The organism is Alishewanella agri BL06 (assembly GCF_000272005.1).
Classification (GTDB): domain Bacteria; phylum Pseudomonadota; class Gammaproteobacteria; order Enterobacterales; family Alteromonadaceae; genus Alishewanella; species Alishewanella agri.
The window spans coordinates 130,654-154,539 of sequence record NZ_AKKU01000009.1; the positions used below are offsets into that span (position 1 = coordinate 130,654).

At 50.2% G+C, this 23,886-nt stretch carries 21 protein-coding genes; 9 read left to right on the forward strand and 12 right to left on the reverse strand.

Annotated elements, in window-relative coordinates; translation table 11 throughout:
- Positions 1-33 precede the first annotated feature (33 nt).
- Together rpmF and yceD are read right to left on the reverse strand one after the other, a co-directional pair.
- Positions 34-198 carry a 50S ribosomal protein L32 gene (gene rpmF, locus AGRI_RS16315; protein WP_008951891.1) on the reverse strand — a complete coding sequence of 55 codons (165 nt, stop codon included), beginning with the start codon at positions 196-198 and terminating at the stop codon, positions 34-36.
- A 15-nt stretch (positions 199-213) separates the two neighbouring features.
- Positions 214-741: a 23S rRNA accumulation protein YceD gene (gene yceD, locus AGRI_RS03795; RefSeq protein WP_040291419.1), complete on the reverse strand. Its 528-nt coding sequence runs from the start codon at positions 739-741 to the stop codon at positions 214-216.
- Positions 742-895: 154 nt separating this feature from the next.
- Between yceD and AGRI_RS03800 the strand changes: the two genes are divergently transcribed.
- Positions 896-1,501, forward strand: coding sequence for a Maf family protein (locus tag AGRI_RS03800; protein ID WP_008983685.1), 606 nt, complete (start codon positions 896-898; stop codon positions 1,499-1,501).
- Here AGRI_RS03800 and AGRI_RS03805 read toward each other — a convergent pair.
- Both AGRI_RS03805 and rluC read right to left on the reverse strand, forming a co-directional pair.
- Positions 1,484-2,134 (reverse strand): HAD-IA family hydrolase, encoded by a 651-nt coding sequence (locus tag AGRI_RS03805; RefSeq protein ID WP_008983686.1) that lies wholly within the window; start codon positions 2,132-2,134, stop codon positions 1,484-1,486. The genes AGRI_RS03800 and AGRI_RS03805 overlap by 18 nt on opposite strands.
- 34 nt (positions 2,135-2,168) lie before the next feature.
- Positions 2,169-3,122: a 23S rRNA pseudouridine(955/2504/2580) synthase RluC gene (gene rluC / locus AGRI_RS03810; RefSeq protein WP_008983687.1), complete on the reverse strand. Its 954-nt coding sequence runs from the start codon at positions 3,120-3,122 to the stop codon at positions 2,169-2,171.
- Positions 3,123-3,628: 506 nt separating this feature from the next.
- On the opposite strand from rluC, the gene rne reads away from it, so the two are divergent.
- Positions 3,629-6,736: a ribonuclease E gene (gene rne, locus AGRI_RS03815; RefSeq protein WP_337445394.1), complete on the forward strand. Its 3,108-nt coding sequence runs from the start codon at positions 3,629-3,631 to the stop codon at positions 6,734-6,736.
- Between the two features lie 188 nt (positions 6,737-6,924).
- Here rne and AGRI_RS03820 read toward each other — a convergent pair whose 3' ends face one another.
- Entirely contained in the window at positions 6,925-8,094 is a 1,170-nt protein-coding gene (locus AGRI_RS03820; protein WP_008983689.1) for a DcaP family trimeric outer membrane transporter, read from the reverse strand.
- A gap of 209 nt (positions 8,095-8,303) precedes the next feature.
- Between AGRI_RS03820 and acs the strand changes: the two genes are divergently transcribed.
- Positions 8,304-10,259: an acetate--CoA ligase gene (acs, locus tag AGRI_RS03825; protein WP_008983690.1), complete on the forward strand. Its 1,956-nt coding sequence runs from the start codon at positions 8,304-8,306 to the stop codon at positions 10,257-10,259.
- A gap of 112 nt (positions 10,260-10,371) precedes the next feature.
- Entirely contained in the window at positions 10,372-11,046 is a 675-nt protein-coding gene (locus tag AGRI_RS03830; protein WP_008983691.1) for a LuxR C-terminal-related transcriptional regulator, read from the forward strand.
- A 39-nt stretch (positions 11,047-11,085) separates the two neighbouring features.
- On the opposite strand, the gene AGRI_RS03835 is transcribed toward AGRI_RS03830, so the two are convergent.
- Positions 11,086-14,634, reverse strand: coding sequence for a PAS domain-containing hybrid sensor histidine kinase/response regulator (locus AGRI_RS03835; RefSeq protein ID WP_008983692.1), 3,549 nt, complete (start codon positions 14,632-14,634; stop codon positions 11,086-11,088).
- Between the two features lie 158 nt (positions 14,635-14,792).
- Between AGRI_RS03835 and AGRI_RS03840 the strand changes: the two genes are divergently transcribed.
- From AGRI_RS03840 to AGRI_RS03860, 5 genes are all read left to right on the forward strand, one after another.
- Positions 14,793-15,056 carry a DUF4212 domain-containing protein gene (locus AGRI_RS03840; protein ID WP_008983693.1) on the forward strand — a complete coding sequence of 88 codons (264 nt, stop codon included), beginning with the start codon at positions 14,793-14,795 and terminating at the stop codon, positions 15,054-15,056.
- A gap of 7 nt (positions 15,057-15,063) precedes the next feature.
- Positions 15,064-16,830 (forward strand): sodium:solute symporter family protein, encoded by a 1,767-nt coding sequence (locus AGRI_RS03845; protein WP_008983694.1) that lies wholly within the window; start codon positions 15,064-15,066, stop codon positions 16,828-16,830.
- A gap of 95 nt (positions 16,831-16,925) precedes the next feature.
- A complete protein-coding gene (locus AGRI_RS03850) occupies positions 16,926-17,456 on the forward strand; it encodes a hypothetical protein (protein ID WP_008983695.1) in 531 nt (176 codons plus the stop codon).
- 13 nt (positions 17,457-17,469) lie between these two features.
- Complete coding sequence (locus AGRI_RS03855; protein ID WP_008983696.1) at positions 17,470-19,290, forward strand: DUF294 nucleotidyltransferase-like domain-containing protein; 1,821 nt, start codon at positions 17,470-17,472, stop codon at positions 19,288-19,290.
- 1 nt (position 19,291) lies between these two features.
- Positions 19,292-19,951, forward strand: a complete 660-nt coding sequence (locus tag AGRI_RS03860; protein ID WP_008983697.1) for an exonuclease domain-containing protein — start codon at positions 19,292-19,294, stop codon at positions 19,949-19,951.
- Here the strand turns inward: AGRI_RS03860 and AGRI_RS03865 are convergent, their stop codons facing one another.
- The 6 genes from AGRI_RS03865 to AGRI_RS03890 form a co-directional block, all read right to left on the reverse strand.
- On the reverse strand, positions 19,952-20,422 hold the full coding sequence (locus tag AGRI_RS03865; RefSeq protein WP_008983698.1) for a YehS family protein: 471 nt from the start codon (positions 20,420-20,422) through the stop codon (positions 19,952-19,954). It abuts the gene before it with no gap.
- Positions 20,423-20,511: 89 nt separating this feature from the next.
- Positions 20,512-21,069 (reverse strand): elongation factor P, encoded by a 558-nt coding sequence (efp, locus tag AGRI_RS03870; RefSeq protein ID WP_008983699.1) that lies wholly within the window; start codon positions 21,067-21,069, stop codon positions 20,512-20,514.
- A gap of 21 nt (positions 21,070-21,090) precedes the next feature.
- A complete protein-coding gene (gene earP, locus AGRI_RS03875) occupies positions 21,091-22,269 on the reverse strand; it encodes an elongation factor P maturation arginine rhamnosyltransferase EarP (RefSeq protein ID WP_008983700.1) in 1,179 nt (392 codons plus the stop codon).
- Between the two features lie 9 nt (positions 22,270-22,278).
- Entirely contained in the window at positions 22,279-22,626 is a 348-nt protein-coding gene (locus AGRI_RS03880) for a hypothetical protein (RefSeq protein ID WP_008983701.1), read from the reverse strand.
- A complete protein-coding gene (locus AGRI_RS03885; RefSeq protein WP_008983702.1) occupies positions 22,620-23,153 on the reverse strand; it encodes a hypothetical protein in 534 nt (177 codons plus the stop codon). The genes AGRI_RS03880 and AGRI_RS03885 overlap by 7 nt, the downstream gene beginning before the upstream one ends.
- A gap of 20 nt (positions 23,154-23,173) precedes the next feature.
- On the reverse strand, positions 23,174-23,797 hold the full coding sequence (locus tag AGRI_RS03890; RefSeq protein WP_008983703.1) for a LysE family translocator: 624 nt from the start codon (positions 23,795-23,797) through the stop codon (positions 23,174-23,176).
- Positions 23,798-23,886: the final 89 nt, after the last annotated feature.

The following is a 23,886-nucleotide window of genomic DNA, read 5'->3' on the forward strand; positions in this document are numbered from 1 at the left end:
ACCAGTAAAGACCGTCAGGACAAAGGTCCGGACTTACTTTACCTTACGGCCTTTATAGAAACCGTCGGCAGTAATGTGGTGACGGCGATGCGTCTCACCTGAAGTTGAGTCAACTGACAGCGTTGGGCCAGTTAAAGCATCGTGTGAACGACGCATGTCACGACGTGCACGAGATTTTTTGTTTTGCTGAACAGCCATTGTATTTCTCCTAAATCACTTTTTTTTCAATTCTTGCAGCACTGCAAACGGGTTAGGCTTTTCCGGTTCAGGTCCGATATCACCGAAACTCATGCTCTCTGGTTTGACTGAACAATCTTCAGGGGCATGCATCGGGAACAGCGGAAGCGTCAGGATTAACTCGTCTTCAATCAACTGCCGTAAATTAATTTCGCCGTGCTCATTTCGTTCGATCACGTCGTAGCGCTCAGGAATCAACTCCAAAGCCGCGTCATCATCTCCGTTAACCGGAGTATATGCAAAACTGCAGTCTAGTGTTAGCGGCATCGCTTCGCCACATCGCTCACACTTTACACTTACCAGACAAGTCGCTGTACCCTGTAGTACAGTCAGTCCCTGCTGGTCAGTTCCGCATTCAATTCTGACTGTTACATCGCCGTCGTTACTCAGCAAGCTCTCAGACAGTCGGCTTAAGGTACTCAGCACTATAATGCCTTCGTAGTCCGACCGCTTTTGCGCTGCCTTTACCGGATCCAGCGTAACAGGTATTTTCACTTTTTGCATAAGGCGCGCATCATATAGAAGCAGTCCCAGAGTGTCAAAGGGTTCTGCAGGTTTTTTAACATATTTCTCGCAGCTTTCTGGCGAATAGCGCGGCTTGGCATTATAGTGCGGTCGCACCCTGAATCATAGCGTGAAATCACCCTAAGGATGAAAAATGACTACCCAGCAGCATCCGCCACTCTATCTGGCCTCGACCTCTGTTTACCGGCGCGCCTTGCTGCAAAAGCTGACTACACAGTTTAACTGCGTTAAACCAGAGGTCGATGAAAGCCCTTTACCTTACGAAACAGCAGAAGCTCTGGTTAACCGGCTGGCGCTCGCTAAAGCCAAGGCAGTAGCCGCGACGCTAAGTGCCGGTTTAGTGATAGGGTCGGACCAGGTGGCGGTATTTCAGGGGGAAATACTTGGTAAGCCACATACTATAGCTAATGCTGAAGCCCAGCTCAGACGGTTTAGCGGCCAGGCGGTGACGTTTTTAACCGGGCTGGCCGTGGTGAATGCAGCAACCGGCAAGGTTCAGCAAGCGATTGAACCCTTTGTGGTGTATTTTCGTGAGCTGAGTGAGGCCGAAATCAGCCACTATGTGGCGCGGGAACAGCCTCTGGATTGCGCCGGCAGCTTTAAAAGCGAGGGGCTGGGTATCGCCCTTTTCGACAAACTGCAAGGTGATGACCCCAACAGCCTGATTGGCTTACCACTGATCAGGCTGCTGGCGATGCTACGTGATGAAGGCTTAAACCTGTTATTGCAAAACCAGTGAGGTTAACTCTGGTAAGTGGTCAATAATCGCCAGCGGCTGATATTGCGCCAATACCGATACCGGATGGGCGCCATGGCTTACCCCTACCCTTGGCATATTAATCGCCTGTGCCATCTTTAAGTCATGGCTGGTATCGCCGACCATAATAGCCTGCTCCGCCTTGACGCCGAGCTCATTGATAATTTGCTTAAGCATATCCGGATGCGGCTTTGACTGCGCTTCATCGGCACAGCGGCTGGTAGCAAAGTATGGCGCCAGCCCGGTTTCGGCAAACATCCGATCCAGCCCTTTGCGCGCCTTACCGGTTGCCACTGCCAACAGGATATTCTGCTCAGCCAGCTGCTTTAACGTTGCCTCAGCACCTGCAAACAAGGGTGTAGGCGTGGTGTCATGCAGCACATATTGATCGCGGTAATGTTCAAATATTTGCTGCCGCTGGGCTTTATTGGCGGTCGGAAACAGCTGGTCAAAGGCCGGATCCAGGCTCAGGCCAATAATTTGCTTTACCGCGTCATGGCTGGGCACCTCTAATGCGGTTAAGGCTGCGGCGGCACGCATTGAGGACACAATACGTCCGACCGAGTCCATCACGGTACCGTCCCAATCGAAAATAACCAGTTTTATTGCTGACATCACTACTCCGCGTCGTTACGCTTTTTATAACTTGTTACTTACGGTTTAACCGTTCCAGAGTCTGGCTTAATTTCGGATCCAATGGCGCTTCAAAGCGCATAGTGGTTTCGCTGATCGGATGGATAAAGCTTAAGCTAAAGGCATGCAGAAACAGCCGGTTAAGTCCAATTTTCTGCATCTGCTGGCTAAACTGGTTATCACCGTATTTGTCATCACAGGCAATCGGATGGCCTTTACAGGCGGTATGAACCCGGATCTGATGGGTACGGCCGGTAACCGGAAAGGCTTCAACCAGGGTGCCTTCCTGATAGCGCTGCAAAATCCGAAACCGGGTTTCCGATGGCTTGCCTTCCGCAGCATCCACTTTGACAACCCGCTCACCGGACTGCAGGGTATTTTTACGCAGCGGCTCTGTGACCTTGCGTACTTTGTTATCCCAATCGCCGGCGACCAGCGCCCAGTATTTTTTCTCTACCGTTTTATTGCGTAGCTGCTCGTGTAAATGCGTTAAAACTGAGCGTTTTTTTGCGATCAACAAACAGCCCGAGGTATCGCGATCCAACCGGTGCACCAATTCCAGATGCTTAGCATCCGGGCGCAGCGCCCGCAGGGCTTCTATTACGCCAAACTGTAAACCACTGCCACCATGCACCGCCATGCCAGAAGGTTTATTCAGTACAATCAAATCTTTATCTTCATACAAAATATGCTGCTCAAGATCTTTGACCAGACTCAATTTCACCGATACCGCATCGGGCTCGCTGGCAACCGTTAACGGCGGCACCCGCACCACATCGCCCTGTTCTAATTTATAATCAGGTTTGATGCGTTTTTTATTCACCCGCACCTCACCTTTGCGCAAAACGCGATAAATCACACTTTTTGGTACACCGCGCAGCCGGGCGATTAAAAAGTTGTCTATGCGCTGACCGATGAAATCATCTTCAATTTCAATCATTTGTACTGGCAATTTTATTTCATCGGTCATCTTTGCAAAATACTCAGCTAAAATTACAATTAAGTTGCTAACCGCAGCAGATTAGTGGGATAATCAGCCCGCTAATTGTGCCGAAATACGGCAATTAGGGCGCTCAAAGTGACATAAGAGAATTTGTGCGGCACCGTCAGGGGATGTGATCATACCGAAATCGTGGTGAAAACCAATGTTTTTTATAACCCCGGCGTTAATCCACTGCCACTTGCCTGAGGTAATGTTGAGTAATTTGTTACCAATAACGGCAAACCACAAAGTCCGGTCACCGGGCAACAACAGTAAAGATTAGTCAGAACACAACGCCTGCAGGCGCTGTGTGTCAGAAAGCATAACGAAAACCCCGCTGCCAGGCGCTGTTTAGCCGGCAGCGGAGTTGTAAAACGTAAAATTAGGTTCCCTCAAGCACCCAGTCGTGAGACTGCACCCTTCCGTGTTTGATAACAGCTGACACTCAGGTGCCCGGTTGTTGTGTTGTGGCTTCGCAATAGAGTCACCATACAATGAAAAGAATGTTAATTAATGCCACGCAGGAAGAAGAAATCCGCGTAGCCCTGGTCGATGGCCAGAAACTTTACGACCTGGACATTGAAAGCCCAGGCCATGAACAAAAGAAAGCCAATATTTACAAAGGTAAAATCACCCGGGTCGAGCCGAGTTTAGAAGCTGCCTTCGTAGACTATGGTGCAGACCGCCATGGTTTCCTGCCGCTAAAAGAAATCTCCCGCGAATACTTCCCAGCCGGTTATAGCTTCGATGGTCGTCCAAACATCAAAGAAGTGGTCAAAGAAGGTCAGGAAGTCATTATTCAGATCGATAAAGAAGAACGGGGCCAAAAAGGCGCGGCACTGACCACCTTTATCAGCCTGGCCGGTTCTTACCTGGTACTAATGCCAAACAACCCACGCGCCGGTGGTATTTCTCGTCGTATTGAAGGCGATGAGCGTCAGGAATTAAAAGATTCCTTAGGCCAGCTGGAAATGCCGGATGGCATGGGTCTGATTGTGCGTACCGCTGGTGTTGGCAAATCCTACGAAGAGCTGGATTACGACTTAAAAGCCCTGCTGAAACACTGGTCGGCCATTACTGAGGAAGCGCAGAAACGTGCCGCCCCTTTCCTGATCCATCAGGAAAGCAATGTAGTATTCCGTGCGATTCGTGATTATCTGCGCCGCGATGTTGGCGAGATCCTGATCGACAGCCAGAAGATTTTCGAAGAAGCCAAGGTTTATATCCAACAGTTCCGCCCGGACTTCGCGCACCGCGTCAAGATGTATCAGGGTGAAGTGCCGCTGTTTATGCACTATCAAATTGAAAACCAGATCGAAACCGCCTTCCGTCGTGAAGTACGTTTACCCTCTGGTGGTTCTATCGTGATCGATAGCACCGAAGCTTTAACTGCGATCGATATTAACTCCTCTAAAGCTACTAAAGGTGGCGATATCGAGGAAACTGCCTTTAATACCAACCTGGAAGCGGCCGATGAAATCGCCCGCCAACTGCGCTTACGTGACCTTGGCGGTCTGATCGTGATCGACTTTATCGATATGACGCCGGTACGGCATCAGCGTGAAGTGGAAAACCGCTTAAAAGACGCTGTGAAGCAAGACCGTGCCCGGGTACAAATTGGCCGGATTTCGCGTTTTGGTCTGCTGGAAATGTCACGGCAGCGTTTACGTCCGTCACTGGGTGAGTCAGCCGGTCATGTCTGTCCGCGTTGTCATGGCCGTGGCACTATCCGCAGCGTTGAGTCCTCTGCCCTATCAATTTTACGTTTAATCGAAGAAGAAGCGATTAAAGATAACACCAGCCAGGTACAGGCACAGGTGCCAGTATCCGTTGCTACTTATCTGATGAACGAAAAACGCGAAGGCGTACGTCGCATCGAGCAGCGCAATGGCGTCCAGGTGTACGTGATCCCGAATGAGCATCTGGAAACACCAAACTACGAAGTGATCCGCATCCGCATCGATGAAGAGATCGAAGATGTCAGCTATAACCTCACCAAGGTGCCAGAGCACACCTCTAAGTTGTACCAGCCTGCTGCGGATGCAATAAAAGAAAAACCGGCAGTTTCAGCGCTGAGTATGGCGCAAAATGCTGCGCCGGCACCACAACCGAAAGCTGTTGTTGCCGACGTTGCTGCCCCTGTGGCCAGCACACCAAGTTTATTCAGCCGTTTAGCGACCTGGTTATCGGGTTTATTTGCGGCACCGGCAACGGAAAAACCGGCGGATAAGCCGAAAGAAAAAACAGCAGGCCGTCCGGAACAACGTGGTGAACGCGGTGAGCGTGGTGATAGCAGAAGACGCAATAATCGTAACAACAAGCGTCGCGATCAGGTTGAGAAAGTTGCGGATAAAGCACAGGACAAGGTAAGCGAAGAAAAAGCAAGCCCGGCCAGTCGTCCGGAGCGCCAGGAGCGTCCGAAACAACAGGAACGCCAGCCTCGGCAGCAAGAGGCCCGCAAAGCACCGGCTGAAGCTAAGGTTGATAAGGTAGAACGTGAGGAAGCAGACGAGCCAAATAGCCGCGCCGCTGCCGCTGAGCGTCGCGCTCGGCGTCAGTTACAACGTTCAGTGCGTATCGCTAAGGCCGAAGCCGCAGCTGACACGGTATTGCCGGTAGTCACTAAGGACGAAACGCCTGCGGATGTCAGCCCCGCAACGCCAGTGGTAGTGACGACAGAGGCTGCGCCAATAGCCAGCACTATTGCGACAGAGCAGAGCGCTATCGAGGCAGACAGCGCCGAAGTGCAAACTGCGGAATCAGAGCATAACAAAGACACCTCAGCTGAACAAGCTGCAGAAGCATCTGAGCCACGCAGCCGCAGCCGTCGTTCACCACGCCATCTGCGTGCAGCGGGCCAGAAGCGTCGCAAAGAGCAGTCTGCCGATGCCACAACTGATGACGAAAGCGTTGCAGACAGCGCTACTGAGACAGCCGAACAATCCAATGCGGATGTTCTGGCTGCGCCAGCTGAAGCCCCGGCAACAACAGCAACGGAATCGCAACAAACTGTTACTGCTGCCGCTGTGGTCACTGCTGAAGGTGAAAACACCATCGCAGATAGTGTTGAGGATGAAAAACCTGCGCGTAGCCGTAGCCGTCGTCGCCCTGCTAAGGTTGAGGCGGTAGCTGACAACGAGTCAACACCTGATGTAAACGATTCCCGCGCTGAAAGTGACGATGAAACAACAGCGGTTACAATACAGCACCCTGAAGTCGTTTCGGACAGCCCGGCGCAGCAAAGCCTCGCCTTGCCAGAGCCGGAGCCGGTTGTTGCAGTAGCACCAGCTAAACCTGAGCCAGAAACAGCAGCAGTTGTAGAGGCAGTTCCTACATCTGTAACTGAATCTGTTGTAGCAAAAACTGCGGCCCCGGTAGCGACTGCTGCAGCAACAACGGCCACCGGCGGACGTTTCAGTAAGATGGTGGTTGCTGAAATGACTAAGCCACAAGCGGTCATTGAGCAGCAACAAGAGATCGTCATCTCTGCCGCCAGTGCAGAAGAGCGCCCGGCGGTGCAATCCTCGGCCCGCCCTGCTGGCTCGGCATTCGCACGGCAAGCTGTATCAGCTCCGATGACCAAACCTGGACAAGCTGAATAATTCCAAGGTTTATCAAGCTCAAAGCCCGGTTAATACCGGGCTTTTTATTGGCTGTGCTTCAGGAAATGTGACAATCGCAACCTGAGCTTGCACACGCAGCCAGTTAACGCATAACTGTATCGCCAAAGCTGACTAGCCGAAAAAAAACCACCGCTAAAGCGGTGGTTTCTTGTTAGTACGCAGCGTAATTAGAAGTCGTACTTAGCGCTAAACTGAATGCGGTGCATATCACCATTCAGGCCGCTCTCCAGCTCGCGGTTAGCAAACTTGTATTCAACACCCATCATAAATTTAGCATTGAACTGGTATAAAGCGTTCACGCTGTAGTTGTAGGTCGTTTTGTTAACGCCAGTACCCGTTAACATCGGATCATTGTCCGCATTTAACATCGAGTACATAAAGGTTGAGCGCCATTTTTCATTCCACAGGTGGCGGTACGCAACTGAGAAAGTTGTAGTGGTGATCGCTTCCAGCTCTGCGGCATTGGTGTTGCCGGTCAGCACAGCACCATTTACCGTATTCAGACCAACATAACGGCCTAAACCTTTACCATGATTGAATGTAAACCGGATGTCATCGTTGTTAGCTAAATTCACTTTACCGCTAACAGAAATACCGTACGACGTCACGCTATCGTCATACAGGCCATCATCGATGGCGATTTCACGCAATAAAGCACCGACCCGGAACGAGGCATTACCTGATTTCATATTGTAACCGAGGGTAATGTCTGGCGTAGCATTGTCATCCGTTGTAATACGGGCGCCGCCTCCAAAAGGCGTGATCGTACTTTCTGGGTTTTCCAGCGCAATTGAGAAGTTACCTGAGGTATAGCGGATTTGTGCTTGACGGATAAAGACTGCGGCATCCGCATTACCCACGAAATCAAGCGTATCAGGTAAGGATTGTAAATCCATGAAGTTCGACCAGGTTTGGCCAACAGTCCAGTTTTTGTAGGTAACAAATGCATGCCGAATAACCGGGCTGTAACCATTAGTGGTTCGCTCATCGTTACCATTAGAACTGGTCATCATGTCAAATTCTAACCGACCGGTGAGTTTTTCGCCGTCACCCAAATCGGTTGAGGTACCAAAGAAGAAACGTGACTGGCGGGCATGCGAATCAAAACGTGAGGTGCTGCTGCCACCGATAGGGGTTAACGCTGGCACGTAAAAATCACGGCCCAAAGCCGCAACTTCACCTTCTGATTCGGTAAACATCATGTCTAATTTAATAAAACCACCATAGGTAACTTCGGTATCACCTACTTTGAAACCATTGTTAGCGTGGGCTGCGCCTGCAGTTAACGCCAGGGCAATGGCTGCCGTTAGGGTGTTGAGCGTCTTTCTTTGTCTCATCTGGAGTTCTCCATTGTTTTTTTATAGTTGTACTAACGTCGCGGTTATTCTAACCAAACTGTGGTCGACAGTCTGCAACTTCGCAATTAGCCTTTAGTCGCAGTTAGCACAACCGCCTTAGCTCGTCTAGACTATGGTCTAATTCCTTTTGTGTGAATGCTCCTTTAGAAATACCTCATTATTTTAAGATGTTTGGCAGGGGACGATATATGACACAGACAACAACTTATCCGGTACCGGAAAATATAAAACAACGCGCTCTTATTAATGATGAGCAATATCTGGCAATGTATCGTGAATCCGTAGAACAACCTGATGCGTTTTGGGCGAAACATGGCCAGCGTCTGGACTGGATTAAGCCATATACACAGGTCAAAGACACCAGCTATGAACTGGGTAAGGTAAGTATTAAGTGGTTTGCCGATGGTGTATTGAACGCCAGCGTGAATTGCCTTGATCGTCACCTGGAAAAACGCGGTAACCAGATCGCTTTTTACTGGGAAGGCGATGAGCCAGGCGTACAAAAAACTGTTACCTACCGTGAGTTATATGAAGAAGTTTGCCAACTGGCAAATGGCATGAAAGCGCTGGGCGTAGGTAAAGGTGATCGGGTCACAATTTATCTGCCAATGATTCCACAAGCAGCTGTTGCTTTATTAGCCTGTGCCCGCATCGGCGCGGTGCACTCTGTCGTCTTCGCTGGTTTCTCACCAGACGCCCTGGGTAGCCGTATTATTGACTGTGATTCCAAACTGGTGATCACCACCGATCAGGCACTGCGTGGCAGCCGTGCAACGAATTTAAAAGATAATACTGATATCGCTCTGGGCCACCTTGGCGAAAGCAACCCGGTTAAAAACGTCATTGTCATTAAACACGTTGGCCGGCCGATTGATTTCCATCAGGGCCGTGACGTCTGGTATCACGATTTATTGGCCAAACAACCGAAAGAATGTGCACCTGAGCCAATGAATGCGGAAGATCCGTTATTTATCCTCTATACCTCAGGCTCAACCGGTAAACCGAAAGGTGTACTGCATACTACTGGTGGCTATATGGTTTACGCTGCCATGACACATCAGTATATCTTTGACTATCATGATGACGATATTTACTGGTGTGCAGCGGACGTCGGTTGGGTAACAGGTCACAGCTATATTATTTACGGCCCACTGGCTAACGGTGCCCGTAGCGTAATGTTTGAAGGTGTACCCACCTACCCCAGCGTAAAACGTATAGCGCAAATTGTTGATAAGTATAACGTTACTATTCTGTATACCGCGCCGACCGCCATCCGTGCCCTGATGGCGCATGGCGATGCACCGGTAGAAGGTGCCAACCTGAGTTCATTGCGGGTACTGGGTAGCGTGGGTGAACCCATTAACCCTGAGGCCTGGAACTGGTACCACGAGAAAATTGGTAAAGGTAACTGCCCAATCGTTGACACCTGGTGGCAAACTGAAACCGGCGGTATCCTGATTACACCACTGCCAGGTGCCACTGCATTAAAGCCTGGCTCTGCTACCCGCCCCTTCTTCGGCGTCAAGCCAGCCATTGTTGATAACGAAGGTAAAACGGTTCATGGTGTGGGGGAAGGCAATCTGGTGATTACTGACAGCTGGCCTGGTCAAATGCGCACCCTGTACGGTGATCATGAACGCTTCGAGCAAACCTACTTCAGTACTTACCCTGGCACCTACTTTACCGGTGACGGTGCGCGCCGGGACGAGGATGGTTATTACTGGTTAACGGGCCGCGTTGATGACGTGTTAAACGTCTCGGGCCACCGTCTGGGTACTGCCGAAATTGAAAGTTGCCTGGTGGCACATGAAGCCATCGCTGAGGCAGCGGTAGTAGGTTACCCACATGATATAAAAGGCCAGGGCATTTACGTTTATGTCACGCCACGCGTAGGGGTTGAACCGAGCGAAGAGCTGACCAAAGCTATTAGAGCCTGGGTGCGTGAAGAAATTTCACCCATTGCTTCGCCAGATCTGATACAGTGGGCTCCAGCAGGCCTGCCGAAGACCCGCTCAGGTAAGATTATGCGCCGTATCCTGCGGAAAATTGCCGCCAATGAGCATGATCAGTTAGGTGATATTTCGACATTAGCCGATCCTTCAGTTGTTGAACTGTTGGTAAATAACCGCTTAAATCGGAAATAAACACACCTAACGCTATCTCCTGAGAGCGCGAGTCTCCAGTCGCAACAAAAAGGCCGCAACAATGCGGTCTTTTTTATAACAATAAACAGGGTAAACACCGCTGGAGGAAACAATGGCGAAGCTTATCGTCGCAGATGATCATCCGCTGTTTCGCAATGCACTGATTAATGCCATTAGCAGCACCTTTGCCACTAAAGCAACAATTGAAACCGATAGTTTTGACAGTACCTGTGCAGCGCTGGAACAACATCCTGACGCCGACTTGTTACTGCTCGATCTGCATATGCCGGGTAACTGTGGTTTTCTCGGTTTGATTCAACTGCGGAAAAACTATCCCAGCCTACCAATAGTAGTGATTTCCGCCAGTGAAGATCTGGATGTGATTCGCCGTGTGATGGCTTTTGGCGCTTCCGCTTATGTGCCAAAATCCGCCAAGCCACAAGATATCAGTAATGCGCTGAATGCGGTGCTGGAGGGTGAGTTTTGGGTACCGGCCGAACTTAAAAAATATGTTTTGGATCAGCAAGATACAGAGCAGGATCTTGATCTGGCCGCCAAAGTTGCGCAGCTGACACAGCAACAATACAAGGTGCTGTACTATTTAACCGAAGGTTGGTTAAACAAGCAAATCGCATACGACCTTCATATCTCAGAAGCCACGGTTAAGGCGCATATTACGGCGATCTTCCGCAAACTGGGGTGCACTAATCGCACCCAGGTGGTGATCCAGGCACAGCGTCTAACATTGGAACCACCGGTCGATCGCGCCCTGGCGCAGCAACACTAACGACTTCACACTCACTAGCCAGCAGATTCACGCCGGAGCTCAGGCTCCGGCGCGTTTTAGCATTTTAAAGTGATTCAAGGTGGCACGCAGTGCACCGGGTTTTATCGGTTTTGCCAGGAACATCAGACCTTCCTCTTTTGCCAGGGCGGCTAAATCTGCTTGCGGCGATGCTGAGACTAAAATCCCTGGTACCTTACCCCAATAAGCCTGGATCTGTCGGTATAGTTCTAAACCATTCACCTGCTGGCCTAACTGATAATCCAACAGCAGCACGTCCGGCGCCGGATGTATCGGCGCATAGGCCAATAGCTCCTGTTCATCATAGAAACATTGCACTTCGCTGATTTGCCATTGTTCCAGCAATACCTTTAACGCGGCAAGATTTGCCGCGTCATCATCGACACAAATTACTTTTAAGCCAGGCAAGGGTCGCTGTTGCAATGACGCATTGACGATCACTTCCTGGCGGCTACTGCGCGCCATCAATGGCAAAGCAATGCTAAATACGGTACCCTTGCCCGGCCAGGAGCGGACGCTGAGGCGATGCCCCAACAACTTCGCCATCCGATGCACCACGCCAAGCCCCAGGCCTACGCCTTGTTGGCCTTTGGCAGTCGCGTCAATCCGGTAAAAATCTTCAAAGATCCGTTGTAAATCAGGCTCCGCGATACCCGGCCCGGTATCCCAGACTTGTACCACTAATTCGTTACCGCGCTTGCGACAACCGAGCAGAATACGCCCCTTAGTGGTGTATTTAATTGCGTTAGACAGCATATTCTGCAAGATACGCCGCAAGTAAGTGCCATCGGTACTCACCTGATAAGTACTGCTGCGTACGGTTAACGTCAGGCCTTTTTGACTGGCAATCAAGCGGTATTCTTCGGCCAGTTGTGCCAGCAGATCTTTTAACGCTACCGCCTGCACATTAGGCTGCAATTTACCGTCATCCAGTTTGGCAATTTCCAGCAGAGTTGAAATCAGCTCCTCTGAGGCTTTAAGTGAATTATCCAGCTGATTCAGAATAGGCCCCTGCTGCTGACGATCCTGAATCCCGGCCAGTGCCGCGGTAAATAAGCGGGCCGCATTCAAAGGCTGTAAAATATCGTGGCTCGCCAGGGCTAAAAACCGGGTTTTCGAGGCATTCGCGGCTTCGGCTTCGGCCTTCGCTTGCAGCAGCTGCTGCTCAGTCTCGCGACGTCGCGCAACTTCTGCCAACAACTCATGGTTCATCTCAGAAATCGTTTGCGTCCGTTCCTGCACCCGATCTTCCAGATACTGCTTGGCCTCCGCCAGCCCCTGTACCGCTCGTACATGGTCAGAGATATCGGTAAAGCTGGTGACAAAGCCGCCGCCCGGGATCGGATTGCCGCGCATCTCCACTACCCGACCATCGGGCCTGACACGTTGAAACACATGGGCGGTACCGTTTTTCATATGTAAGATACGTTTCTCGACATGTTCATCCGGATCGCCCGGCCCACATAAACCGCGTTCCGCATTTAACCGCACGATATCGGCTACCGGCCGGCCGACCCGAATCATGCCCTCAGGGTAATTAAACATCTCCAGATAAGCCTTGTTCCAGGCCACCAGATTCAGATCACGGTCGACTACGCTGACGCCCTGACTTAAATGTTCCAGCGTAGAGAACAAAATTTTGCGCGAGAATTGAATCGCCTGGGTAGTATCATCAAACAGGGTTACGACATCTTCAAATGCCAGCTGCCGTCCCTCCAGCACCGCATTGACCATGGCTGAGGCTGACGAAGCGCCTATGACCCCGGCCAGCTCGCGCTCGACGTGCTCGACCAGGCCGACACTGGGTAGGTCATCCAACTGGATGTTTTGTTGTTGCTTGCGACCAAATTCAGCCAGGCATTCGCTGGCTCGCGGCGCGCCAACAAAGCGCTCCAGTAAAATTTTTAAATCGCTATTGTGAATGCGGATGCGCCGTGCCGGCGTGTCCTGATGGTTGATCGGTAGATTAGGCTTTACAAAGGCTACGGCTTGCAGCCGGTCTTGCAGATTGACATTGGTCAGTAAGGAGCACAGCACATAACACAGGGTGTTAAAACCTAACGACAACAGAACACCATGACTGAGTGAATCCAGTTGGATGCCAAACATCGAGGTTGGCAGTAACCAGCCATAACCAAGCAAACCATGCTGCATAATGTCGCTGTTCAGTACCCCGGCATTGACCAATTGCGGTAGCATCAGGGTATAGAACCACAGCACCAAACCTACACTTAAGCCAGCATAGACGCCATAGGCATTGCCGCGGCGCCAATATAAGCCGCCAACCACCGCCGGCACCAACTGAATGGTCAGGGCAAAGGCCAGTAAACCGGTTTCGGCCAGTTCGTAATTGCGGGCGAAGATACTGTAATACAGGTATGACAGGCCCATCACCACGATAATCATGGTACGGCGTACCAGTAAAATCAACAGGCTGTAATCGTGCGACATGCCCTTTTGTTTGGTCGACTTTAACAAGCCCGGCATGACCACATCATTACTGATCATGGTCGACAGGGCTAAGGTCGCAATAATAATCATCGAGGTAGCAGCCGAGAAGCCGCCGATAAAGACGATAATACTGAGTGCATTCCATTCCATACTGGACGGAATTAACAACACAAAACTGTCGGCCTGTGCCAGGATCCCCGGAAATAATTGCATGCCGGCTACGGCAATCGGAATGACCACCAGCGTGACCAGCAATAAATAGCCGGAGAACCAGCGCCGGGCATGCCGTAAATGATGGTGCGAAACATTTTCGACAAAGGCGACATGAAATTGTCGCGGCAGTAAAAACACCGCCACCATCGCCAGTATGGTTTTGGTAATAAATTCTACCAAGCCCGGCGTATCCAGTTTCTCTTGTTGCTTAATGGAATGCTCGGTAAAGGCACGGATTGCCGATTGATCGGTATCAAGAATAAACACATAAACTGCAATCGCTAGCGTTAACAGCGCAAAGAGTTTCACTACCGACTCAAAGGCAATCGCCACCATCACGCCGCGGTTTTGTTCTGTTAAATGCAGTTTGCGGGTACCAAATAAAATTGCGAAGAACGCCATCGCGACAGCACTTAACAAGGCACTGTCCTGATACCACACCACTTGGCTGTCATCAAAAACACCACCCAGTAATACCTGATAGGAGCCGGCGACCGCCTTTAACTGCAGTGAAATATAGGGTACAACAACAATTAAACAAATTACCGCGGCCAGCGTCGCAATGTTCCGCCTTTTGCCATAACGCGCTGAAATAAAGTCAGCAATAGAGGTGACGTTTTGCTTTTTCGAGACATACAGCAGCTTGAATAAAAACGGCTGGGCAAAAACAAACAGCAGGATCGGTCCAAGGTAGATTGCCATATAATCCCAGCCACGGGTTACGGCTGTACCAACGGCACCATAGTAGGTCCAGGATGTGCAGTACACTGCCAGCGCCAGGCTGTAAATTAAGCCCCCATACTTTCGTATCAGACGATCGTCGGCATGGCGCTCACCCCAGTTGGCAATCCAGAACAATCCACCGACGTACAGCAAGGCTAACAGGGCTACAGTCCAGACAGTCACACGTCTCTCCATTATTATTTTTTAGCTAACTGTGGTTGTGCCCGGGCTATCTGTCAATGCCAGGCGCCCTGCCTTCGACTAAAGTCGGGCTAGCGCCATGGCGAACTACTGCTAGATTAAGATTGCTCTATAAAAAATAAACTAAAGGAGACACAACTATGGCAGATCATAACATGAATGCCGCCGCTTATTGGAGCGCAAACCTGCGCCTCATAGTCATCAGCCTGGTGATCTGGGCTGTCGTATCTTACGGTTTTGGGATTTTACTGCGCCCAATGCTGGCCGGCATTAGTGTTGGCGGTACTGACTTAGGGTTCTGGTTTGCACAACAGGGTTCGATTCTCACCTTTATCGCCTTAATCTTCTTCTATGCCTGGAGAATGAATAAGCTGGATAAAGAATTCGGCTTAGACGAGGAGTAAGGCGCTTATGAGTCAATTTGCAATTAACTTAATCTTCGTTCTCGGGTCTTTTGCGATCTATATCGGCATCGCAATTTGGGCCCGTGCTGGCTCAACCAAAGAATTCTACGTTGCCGGCGGCGGCGTTAACCCGGTAATGAATGGTATGGCAACGGCCGCCGACTGGATGTCAGCGGCCTCGTTTATTTCAATGGCCGGCTTAATTGCTGCCGGTGGTTATGCCAACTCAACCTATCTGATGGGTTGGACCGGCGGCTACGTGCTACTGGCCATGTTACTGGCCCCGTACTTACGTAAATTTGGTAAGTTCACCGTGCCAGACTTTATCGGCGACCGCTTCTACAGCTCTGGCGCACGTTTAGTGGCCGTAGCTTGTTTAATCATCGCTTCAGTAACCTATGTAATCGGTCAGATGACCGGTGCTGGTGTGGCGTTCTCACGCTTCCTGGAAGTAGACAGTAATACGGGTCTGATGATTGCGGCGGTGGTGGTATTTGCCTACGCGGTATTGGGTGGTATGAAAGGTATCACTTACACTCAGGTTGCCCAGTACATCGTACTCATCATCGCCTACACTATTCCTGCAGTCTTTATTTCACTGCAATTAACCGGTAACTTCCTGCCACCGCTGGGTCTGTTTGGTACTCACGTTGAATCAGGTGTGCCGTTACTGCAAAAACTGGATGAAATCGTGCGTGAGCTCGGCTTCCAGGATTACACCGCGGATGTATCCAACAAGCTGAACATGGTGTTATTCACGCTGTCACTGATGATTGGTACTGCCGGTTTACCACACGTTATTATCCGTTTCTTCACTGTACCTAAAGTAGCCGACGCCCGTTGGTCTGCTGGTTGGGCACTGGTGTTTATTGCCCTGCTGTATTTAACTGCACCTGCTGTGGCTTCTATGGCACGTCTGAATCTGTTAAATACCATTTATCCAGCGGGTCCTACTGCCGATGCGATTCAGTATGCTGAGCGCCCGGATTGGATTAAAAACTGGGAAAAAACAGGCTTAATCAAGTTTGAAGATAAGAACAATGACGGTCGGATCCAACATTACAATGATGCGCCAGCTTTTGCTGAAAAAGCCGCAGAACGTGGTTGGGCCGGTAATGAGCTGACGGTAAACAACGATATTCTGGTATTAGCTAACCCTGAAATTGCTAATCTGCCAGGTTGGGTACTGGGCTTAATTGCCGCCGGTGGTCTGGCAGCTGCACTGTCAACGGCAGCAGGTTTGTTGTTGGCCATTTCGTCAGCTGTCAGCCATGACTTAATCAAAGGTTCGATTAATCCAAATATCAGTGAGAAAGGCGAACTGTTAGCCGCGCGGATCTCGATGGCGGTTGCTATCGTGGTCGCGACCTGGCTGGGTATGAACCCGCCCGGTTTCGCCGCCCAGGTAGTCGCACTGGCGTTTGGTATTGCAGCAGCCTCTATCTTCCCGGCACTGATGATGGGTATTTTCTCTAAACGGGTGAATAACTCAGGTGCTATCGCCGGTATGCTGGCAGGCTTGCTGTCTACCGTTATCTATATCTTCCTGTACTTAGGCTGGTTCTTTATCCCAGGTACCGCGACTTTCGCGAATACCCCGGATAACTGGCTGTTTGGTATCTCGCCACTGTCTTTCGGTGCAGTTGGTGCGATGATCAACTTTGCTGTGGCCTTCGCGGTGTCTTCAGTGACTGCTGCGCCACCACAACGGGTACAGGATCTGGTTGAAAGCGTGCGTTACCCACGCGGCGCAGGAAAAGCTGTCGACCATTAACAGCAGGTGCAGAACAACAATAGTCGCTATCCGTTGTTGTTCTGCAGTACACTCGGGCTTTCAGTTGAAAGCCCGAATTTTTTAGGAAATCCATTATGTTGTGGGAATTTATTGCAACGATTTTTGCCGGTCTTGGCGCTGCAGGTATCGCCCTGTTTATCCGTACCCTCAGCCGTAAAAAAGCCCCCCGCTGGTTAATACCGGTATTTGCCGGTGCCGGTATGCTCGGCTTTCAGATCCACAGCGAATATAGCTGGTTTGAACATCAAAGTAGTCGTTTACCCGAAGGTGTAGAAGTGGTCAGAACAGTACAGGAAACGGCACCCTGGCGCCCCTGGAGCTTCTGGTATCCGCAAACGCTGCGCTTTATTGCCGCAGATATCCAAAATGCTGCAGTGAATCAGCGTAACCCGGAGCTGATGTTGGTTGATCTGTATTTTTTCGAACGCCGGATGAGTGCCCGCCGGGTGCCGCAAGTCATCCATTGCACCGCCAATGCCAGAGCCGATTTTACTGAGGCGCTACAGATCCCGGCGCCGGGCGATGCGTTAACTGAAGATTGGCGCCCGCTAGAGGCGGAAGATCCGTTACTCGCCTTGGTCTGTGCCAAGGCTAAAACTAAGTAAAACAGGTGCCCTGATGGAAGTCACAGAGGTTAGTAAGTTTTTAGCGCGCACCACGCCGTTCGATCAGCTCGACAGTGCGCAGTTAGCAGAACTGGCCTTGCAACTTAGCGTTTACTACTGCCAGGCTGGCGAAAATGTCGAAATTACCCATGAGCGGCTGCTGATTATTCGTACCGGAATTTTCGCCCTGTACAGCGATCAGCAGCAGCTGCTTACCAAACTCGAAGAAGGCGATTTTTACGGTTATCAGTTGTTGTTAACCGGACTGGCAGATAATGACCAGCTGGTATGCGAAGAGGATGGCTTATTATTCTGGCTACCCGCTGATGCTTTCCATCAATTACGCTATCAATATAAAAATATTGATATTTTCTTTCAGCGTTTATTCGGCCGTCGCTTACACCAGTATAAAGAACAACAAAGCTCGCGCTTTACCTTAAAAGTGTCCGATATCGTGCAAGCCCGTAAAGTTTCGATTAGTGGCGAGCACAGCGTGCAGCAAGCCGCACAACTGATGACAGAAAAGCGGGTGTCGTCATTATTAGTCGAGCAGGACGAACGCCTCACCGGCATTCTGACTGACCGTGACTTACGCACCCGGGTCCTGGCAGCTAATTTACCGGCGACCACGCCAGTGCAACAAGTGATGACGCCAAAGCCACATACTATCGATAAACACGCTTATCTGTTCGAAGCAGTACAGTTAATGAGCCGCTTTAATATTCATCACCTGCCGGTGCTGGAGCAAGGTTTAAGCTTCAGTATGATTACCGCGACCGACATTATTCGCTCGCAGCAGGATCACCCGGTTTACCTGATTGGCGAAATCCACCGTCAGGCCAGTATTGATGGCCTGGAGCAGTGTGCCCTGCAGATTAATAATCTGGCCCTGGTAATGGGCAAACAACAGGTACCGGCGCATGAGGCGGGCCATATTATTACTACCATCACCGATGCTCTGACCCAACGCTTAATTAAGCTGGCACAACAAGAGCTGGGCCCTGCCCCTTGCGTCTTTAGCTGGCTATGTTTTGGCTCCCAGGCACGAATGGATCAAAGCATTAATGCTGACCAGGATAATGCCTTATTATTGGAGAAAGAGCCTAACGGCATTGTCGGTGACTATTTTGCCAAACTGGCCGATTTTGTCTGTCAGGGGTTGGCGCGCTGCGGTATTAAACTCTGTCCGGGTAACATTATGGCCAGCAATCCGGAACTGCGGATGAGCCTGAAAGGTTGGTCGGGTAAATTCGCAAAATGGATCTCCTCACCCTCGCCTGATGCCATCCTTAAAGCCAGCATTTTCTTCGATATGCGGGTAGTAGAAGGCTCAAAAGGACTCTTTAATGCCTTACAGCAGGACATCCTGGCGCGCACTAACCATGCGCTGTTTTTAATGCAACTGACTCAGACATCACTGCAACGCACAGCACCACTGAGTTTTTTACGCAACTTTATTCTGGAACATGATGGTAAACAGAAAAAAGGTCTGGATCTGAAAAAGCGCGGTATCAGCCTGATTACCGATATCGTGCGGGTGTATGCGCTGGCAAATGGCATAACCGAAGTGAATACCCGGCAACGCTTGCAGCAACTGGCAGCGATCGGTGTGATTGATAGTAAAGAAAGCCAGAACCTGTCTGATGCTTTTGATGTGTTGGCACAGTTACGCTGGGATAAACACCTGCATGATATTGCTCAGGGACATGATGCCAGTAACTTGCTTGATCCGGCGGTATTATCCGGTTTACAACGCCATCAACTGAAAGATAGCTTTGCTGTAATTAACAATGCGCAATCCTCAGTAAAACACCGCTTCTGTAAAGAGATGTAATATGCTTGGCTGGCTAATAAAAAAATCACCGTTGTATGAGCAGGTTAAACAGTTTAATGCTGTTGCCTTACCGGCACTAACCACCCCGGCGCGTCAGTGTAACTATTTGGCGATTGATCTGGAAATGACCGGCCTGCATGCCCGCCAGGACCATATTGTCAGTATTGGCTGGGTTCCTATCGTTAAACAACAGATTGAGCTAAACCAGGCTAAACATTTTTTAATTAAACCTCCGGTCAGCGTCGGTCAAAGTGCGGTTTATCATGGTGTGCATGATAAAGATCTGAAAAATGCCAGTGAGTTAAGCGACGTATTACAGCAATTACTGACCGACTATCCCGGCTATCTGTTTTTGGCGCATCACTGCCGGCTAGATCGGGCTTTTTTGCAATTAGCCTTTCAACGCCAGTATGGTAAGGCGCCGCGGATGCAGTTTATTGATACGCTCAATATCGAATGGCACCGCATGCAAAAGCAAGGCACCGTAATGAAAAAAGACGCGCTCAGGCTACCACAGTGTCTGCAGCGCTATAACTTGCCGATTAGCGCCCAGCATCATGCACTGGAAGATGCCTATAGTTGCGCCCTGCTATACCTAACACAACTAAAGAAGAGTCACCCGGATATTACGCTGGGCGATATTCTGCAACAAAGCAGCTGATTAGCCCGCTGCTGTCGGCCGCAACTTTAACTGCAAGCCTTTTAACACGTTACGCAGCACCTGCGCCTGGCATTGCCGGTAATGAGGGTGATCAGGTTTACGGAAAAAGGCACTGAGTTCTGAGCGACCTAAGCGGAAGTTGGCCAGTTGCAGCAATTCCAGAAAGTCATCATCACGCAGATTAAAAGCAATTTTTAACTTACGCAGGATCAGGTTGTTATTCAAGCGACTCTCTGCCACCGGCTGCTCGCCTTCACGCATCCCCCTTTTACTGGTAATCATGCCATTCAGAAACTGCGCCAGTTCGATATCGAGTAAGGCAACAAACTCCGGCTCTTCCTCTTTTGCCAGCCAGCCGATAATTTGCTCTTTACTGGCTACCAGACCGCCCAAGGCAAAGGTCGCTGCCAGATTGCTGTTATTGATGTTCAAAATAAAGCGTAAACGACGCAAAATATCGTTGTTAGTCATAGTATCAGTCCGGGTCGGATTTGCCAGATAAGCGGCAGCATTGCGAATGAAGTAAAAAAGGCGCTAACGCGCCTTTTTTTAACCTGCCATTACTTGGCGCGGCTACGGTACTCGTCAGTACGGGTATCGATTTCAATTTTGTCACCTTCTTCAACGAAGGCTGGAACCATCAATTCAAAACCGGTTTCGATTTTGGCTGGCTTCATCACTTTACCAGAGGTATCGCCACGGGCGGCTGGTTCAGTGTAAGTCACAGTGCGTACCACTACTGTTGGCAGGTCAACCGAGATTGGACGCTCGCCGTAGAACACGACTGAACACTCCATACCATCAACCAGATACTTCAGCGCTTCGCCCATGTATTCGGCTTCAATTTCGTACTGGTTGTACTCAGCGTCCATAAACACATACATTGGATCAGCGAAGTAGGAATAGGTAACTTCTTTAGTTTCCAGCATAACTTGCTCGAACTTGTCATCGGCACGGTAAACTGTTTCCATGCCCTGACCGTTCAGCAGGTTCTTTAACTTCATTTTTACCACAGCAGCGTTACGGCCTGATTTGTTAAATTCGGCTTTTAAAACCACCATGGCTTCGCTACCTACCATAATAACCTGGCCGGCGCGGACTTCTTGAGCTGTCTTCATCATAATTGAAAGATCTTCTGGTTAGGAAAAATTGCGTGGCATTATAATTTTTTTTTCAACAAAACGCACGAGGTTAGTCGCAAGATCGCCATTAGCAATTAACTGCTGGCGCCACTCGTGATTTTTTTGCTTAATTTCATCAAGTTGACTTTCGAATTGCTGCCAACTGTCAATTAGCGGTTGTTCGGTATTCCATTGCAACCAAAAATCCCAGAGCGCAGCCGCCAGGCTCCCGGGCCAGTTGGCAGTATAACGCTTAAAAAACGCCGCTAACTTATCCAGATGTGCCTGCTCATCCTGGCGGTAGATTTGCCAGATAAAGGGTTTTGCCGCCCACTGGGCACGGATAATCGAATCCTCACCACGCACAAAGTTAATATCACAGGCGGCCAGCAACTTGTCATACTCTGGTTGCGGTAAAAACGGCAGAATACAAAGCGTTAATTGCCCTTGCCGCCAGGGCTGCCCTGGCTTCAGCCCGGCGCAAATTGCCATCGCCTGCTCTGCCAGTTGCCCGACCGGGATCAGACAGAGTGTCGTGCTGCCAGCTTGCTGCCAACGCTGAAACAGCGTGCCAAGTTGCTGCTGGCCATAGGCGAATAAGGAGATACGCCGCGAATACTGCAGGGCGTCGTCAAGCTTTAGCTGCTGCCAAAACTGCTGCTGTGCCTGTCTATCCTGTGCAAACTGATCCAGTGTCGGCACCAGAGCCTGCTCACACAGCAAACCGCCGGTTTTAGCGGTAAAGCCCGGAAAAAAAAAGTACTTATCCAGAGGTAACTGTGGCTGCGGTGAGCCGAGGGTATGGCAATCTTCGACCCAGCTTTCTGCCGACAAATATTCGAGATTCAGCCACAGCGGTTTTAGCCTTTGCGCCGCCATCTGCTGCTGGTAAGCATAAGGAATGGTGCAGGCCAGCGCTTCGATAATGACATTGGCCGGCTGCTGTTGCTGCCAGTCGATATCACTATGCCAGTGCCGGACATCGACACCGGACAACTGTTGTTGCTCTGCCTGACAATTAACCTCCGGACACAGTCGCTGAAAACTTGTCAGATCGTCAACCCATAAGGTCACTGTTAACCGAAATTCAGCCACCAGTTGCCGGCTTAGGCGCCAACAAATCCCGATATCACCGAAATTATCAACCACACTACAAAAGATTTCCCAGCGCTGGGCCGGTAATTGAGCGGATAACATAATCACAACCTAAAAAAACAGTTGCCGGATTATAGCGGACAAGGTTTTTAAAAACAGAAAAAACCAGACCAGTAAGATAGCAGTGAGTATGAGCGCCATTAGCCATTGCACCAGCGCCGTTAACCAGCGCCGCCAGCGACTGACATCCCCGCGCGGCAGCTTTGAAAATAACTGCACCATTAATAACAGACATCCGCAGAGTAAGGCGGTTACTAACAAGGGTAATAAATAAGCCCCCTGCTCTGCACCGGCAAATAACACCGCCACAAAAGCCAGGCCGGCGCTCAATGCCGCCAGCAATAACAGGCTGCGCCAGGGGTAAAGTCGCCGCGCAAAACGGCGGTAAATGCCTAACAACGCTGCGCCTCGGCTTGCAGCAACGGCCTGGGATATAACGGTAAAATACCGGATACCCCCAACATATCACCCACCACCCAAATCTGTTCAAAGGGGTGTTGCTGGGGTAAGTGCAATTTGTTGCAGTGCGCCAGCATATCCTCGCGCCGCCACAGGGGGTTAGCGTTACGGATCACCAACCAGACTTTCTCACTTTCGTAATATTTCTGCGCCTTATTACAAATAATCCGGTTTAAGGCTTCCAGCATGCGCTGTTCGACCGGTAAGCGCAGCAGTGCCAGTAACTCCTGGTGTGTTTGCTGACTCAACTCGCGCCCCAAGATATGCATGGCTTCGGCTTCGCTACCATACAAATGAGCAATCTCCAGATCCAGCCGCTGATTGTCATAGTAACAGGACACATCCGGACGCCGCGGTTCATTGTGCCAGATATGCCGCATCTTAACGCCAAAACGCTGCTCATAATGCCGCATAAAAATGCGTGCTGCTTCATGTTCCAAACTGATTTTTTCAGCTGCTGCATTCATCAGTTAAGCGCCCACATCGTCTAGTTTGCCGCGCTAAAATAATAGCGCCAAAGCTCCAGTATCACAGGAAAAACAGACAGTAACAAAATCAAACCCATCAGTATGTTAAAAATCCGCTGTGCGATCGGGTTATTCAGTACCTTGCGCAAACCCGCACCAAATAGCAACCACACGCCGACACAAGGAAAAGCCACTAACAAAAAGGCCAACGTAATCATCACTACCTGCCACCAGTACACCCCTGTTACCGTGGTAAAGGCCGCTACCGCCCCGGAAGCCATAACCCAGGCTTTCCCATTCACCCACTGAAACGCTGCGGCTTGCCAAAAGCTAAAAGGCTTACTTTTACCGGTAGCGATGGTCTCCGGCCGGGCGCTGGCGATCCGCCAGGCCAGATAAATGAGATAGACGGTGCCAACCACTTTGATTAATTGATGTAAATGCGGGTAGCGTTCAAACACCAGACCAAAGCCTAGACCGACCAGCAGCACCATCAGCGGGAAGCCCAGACAAATACCCAACCAATGCGGCAAACTGGCTTTAACGCCATAGTTCACCCCGGAGGACATCATCATAATGTTATTCGGTCCCGGCGTAATCGTGGTCGAAAAAGCAAAGAATAAAACGGCTAAAAAAATTTCCATCACGTCATCCGCTAAAGAATTCACCCAAAGTTAAGCTAATTTAGCTACAGTTAGCACAGCATGTTGACCAATTTAGCAGGGCGTGTTGA